Source organism: Acetobacter lambici, from assembly GCF_011516885.1.
GTDB classification, from domain to species: domain Bacteria; phylum Pseudomonadota; class Alphaproteobacteria; order Acetobacterales; family Acetobacteraceae; genus Acetobacter; species Acetobacter lambici.
The window spans coordinates 1-2,495 of record NZ_WOTD01000106.1; the positions used below are offsets into that span (position 1 = coordinate 1).

The 2,495-nt window shown below is 47.5% G+C and carries 3 protein-coding genes; all 3 read left to right on the forward strand.

The features are described from left to right. Positions 1-144: 144 nt before the first annotated feature. Genes GOB86_RS16670 through GOB86_RS16255 form a run of 3 tightly spaced genes read left to right on the forward strand, consistent with a single transcriptional unit; the run spans position 145 to position 2,468 of the window. On the forward strand, positions 145-396 hold the full coding sequence (locus tag GOB86_RS16670; RefSeq protein WP_408737380.1) for a hypothetical protein: 252 nt from the start codon (positions 145-147) through the stop codon (positions 394-396). Next, complete coding sequence (locus tag GOB86_RS15175; protein WP_408737381.1) at positions 330-2,288, forward strand: cbb3-type cytochrome c oxidase subunit I; 1,959 nt, start codon at positions 330-332, stop codon at positions 2,286-2,288. Before GOB86_RS16670 ends, GOB86_RS15175 begins: the two co-directional genes overlap by 67 nt. A gap of 6 nt (positions 2,289-2,294) precedes the next feature. Continuing rightward, the gene (locus GOB86_RS16255; RefSeq protein ID WP_165993480.1) at positions 2,295-2,468 is read left to right on the forward strand and encodes a DUF488 family protein, N3 subclade; all 174 of its coding nucleotides are present in this window, start codon (positions 2,295-2,297) and stop codon (positions 2,466-2,468) included. Positions 2,469-2,495 lie beyond the last annotated feature (27 nt).

A 2,495-nucleotide genomic window follows, 5' to 3' on the forward strand; every position in this document is an offset into this window, starting at 1 on the left:
GATACTGCGCGCGGGTGATTTCAGTCCAGGCCATCTTGATCTCATCAGGTTATCGCAAACCCATGAATCATAACCTGCTGAAATCACTCAACTCATTTTCGGTCAGACACTCAGAGACTTGTTTCCCGGTCCGGGGATGTCATCATGACTGCAGATGACATTATCGCTGGTAAAGGCGGGTTCCAGAAAGCAGACCTGATGGATTATGGCAGTCTGTATGGTATGGGCTCGTATTATGGAGAAGATTACACAGCATCCTTACTAAAAATATTGCGCTTTCAACACGGGAAAATTATGCACACGATGTCGGAGAGAGGACCTTTTCCCATCTGTCTCCGGAAAAGCAGACGGTTGCGACAACCCATATGCGTGAGGATCTTCGTGGCATCGATCTGACACAAGACACGGTTGTGTTACCCGATGCCGTATCCCACGCTTTTGTAAAAATACGTGATGAAACAGCGGCGTCGTTTCTTAGGACAGACCGCTCTTCCGGCTGGAATGCGACACAGGCTCTCACGCCAGCGCTTGCGTTAAAAACAGCCGATTTTCTCATGTATTCAGCTTTGACGACTGTGGCGCATCGCCCTGGTGAGACCTATTCATGGACGCAGAACTGGCCGTATGAACCGTTGGTTGGGAATACACCAACGGGGGCCACATTTATATGGACGTGGGCGAGTTTTGGCTTTGTTTTTCTCGCATTTGGTGTCGTTCTGTTTATCTATGAATACTGGCTTGATGATGCTGATACTAGTTTACGCGAGTGTATTCTGGTTCCTGCACGTCCATTAACATCGAGTCAGAGAAAAATATGGAAATATTTTCTGCTGGTTTCGGCCTTGATACTTATACAAATACTTGTTGGCTCGATCATGGCTCACATGTATTACGACCGGTCTAGCTTTTATGGTTTTGATGTCAATCGTTACATCCCGTTCAGTTTTATGCGTGATGTACATATTCAGGCACCTATAGTCTGGATTGGCCTGTCGTGGATTGGAGCTGCCCTGTTCCTTTCCCCGGTCATCGCCGGAGGCGAAGAAGCACGAGGTCAGGGATGGCTTGTCGATGCTCTATTCTGGGTTACGGCATTTGTTGTGGTTGGCGGTCTCGTCGGAGACTATCTCGGTATTATGGGAGCGATAGATACAAACTGGTTTTGGTTCGGCAATCAGGGGCTCTCTTACATCCAACTTGGTCGGTTCTGGCAGATTGGTTTCTTTGCAGGTTTAATCGTGTGGAGTGCGCTTGTCATGCGCGCTCTCTGGCCAACAGTGCCTGGCTGGATAGATGCTGCTCGTGATTTCTGGACAGGTCGTATCCGGCTTGAACACCTGATCTGGGCCTCAACAGTAAATATTGCCCTGTTGTACGTCTGTGGAATGGTGCCTCTGACAGGAATCGAGAAATCTTTTACACTGGCTGATTTCTGGAGGTGGTGGGTCGTTCATCTGTGGGTTGAGCAATCGTTTGAGTTTTTTGCTGCAACCATGACGGCATGGACTCTTATGGCAACGGGGCTGGTGTCACGAAAGCTGGCCGAGCGCGGAATGTATTTTGAAGTCATTCTCGTCTTTCTTGGTGGGGTGATTGGTACTGGACACCATTTATATTGGGCAGGAGAGCCCAGTATCTGGATCCCATTTGGAACAATGTTTTCGTTTATTGAGGTGCTTCCACTGGTTCTGCTCATCATGGAGGGTATTCATCATTATCGCCTGATCAATGCTCACGGAGATTTCCTGTATCGCGTTGGCTATATGTACATTATTGGCGCTGCTTTCTGGAATTTTGTTGGTGCGGGCGTTTATGGAGGAGGTATCCTGAATGCGCCATTGGTCAACTATTATGAACATGGTACATTTTTAACGTTAAATCATGCACATGCATCTTTGTTTGGCGCCTTTGGTGAACTGGCAATTGGTCTGATTTACTTCTGTCTGCGCTATATCCATGCCGGTGAGAAAACGTTTTCTGAGCGACCAGGGATCTGGGCATTCTGGCTATACAATGCAGGCCTCATTCTCTGGACTGTTCTGAATTTCTTCCCCGTTGGCTGGTCGCAGCTCCTGGCTGTTTACGAGCATGGTTACGCTTATGCACGGAGTGCTGCATTCTATGATACGACATTGTTCTGGCAATGGATGCGCCTGCCTGGTGATGTTGTCTTTGCAGGTGGTGCTTTGGTCATGAGTGGTGATTTTATCATCAAATTGTATCCGCTTTACCCGCTATGGACACAAAGACTTTTTAGGAGTGTGTCTCTGGACACCAAAAAGGATTAGTCTGTCATGAAATCTCGACACGACGTTCGGATAAAACGAGTTTACGATCTGCCTTCGGAAATAGATGGCGTTCGTGTTCTTGTGGATCGATTGTGGCCTCGACGCGGAAATCTCACAGAAGGGTTGTACATCGGGTTAGATTATGAAAAAGTCTGTTTTGCACAAAAGAAATTTTCGTAAGCTATAAGAAAACCCGATGCAGACAGA

Excerpts from the sequence above, each read along its gene's own strand:
- GOB86_RS16255 (WP_165993480.1), top strand. The coding sequence starts at position 2,295 with ATGAAATCTCGACACGACGTTCGGATAAAACGAGTTTACGATCTGCCT.
- GOB86_RS16670 (WP_408737380.1), top strand. The coding sequence starts at position 145 with ATGACTGCAGATGACATTATCGCTGGTAAAGGCGGGTTCCAGAAAGCA.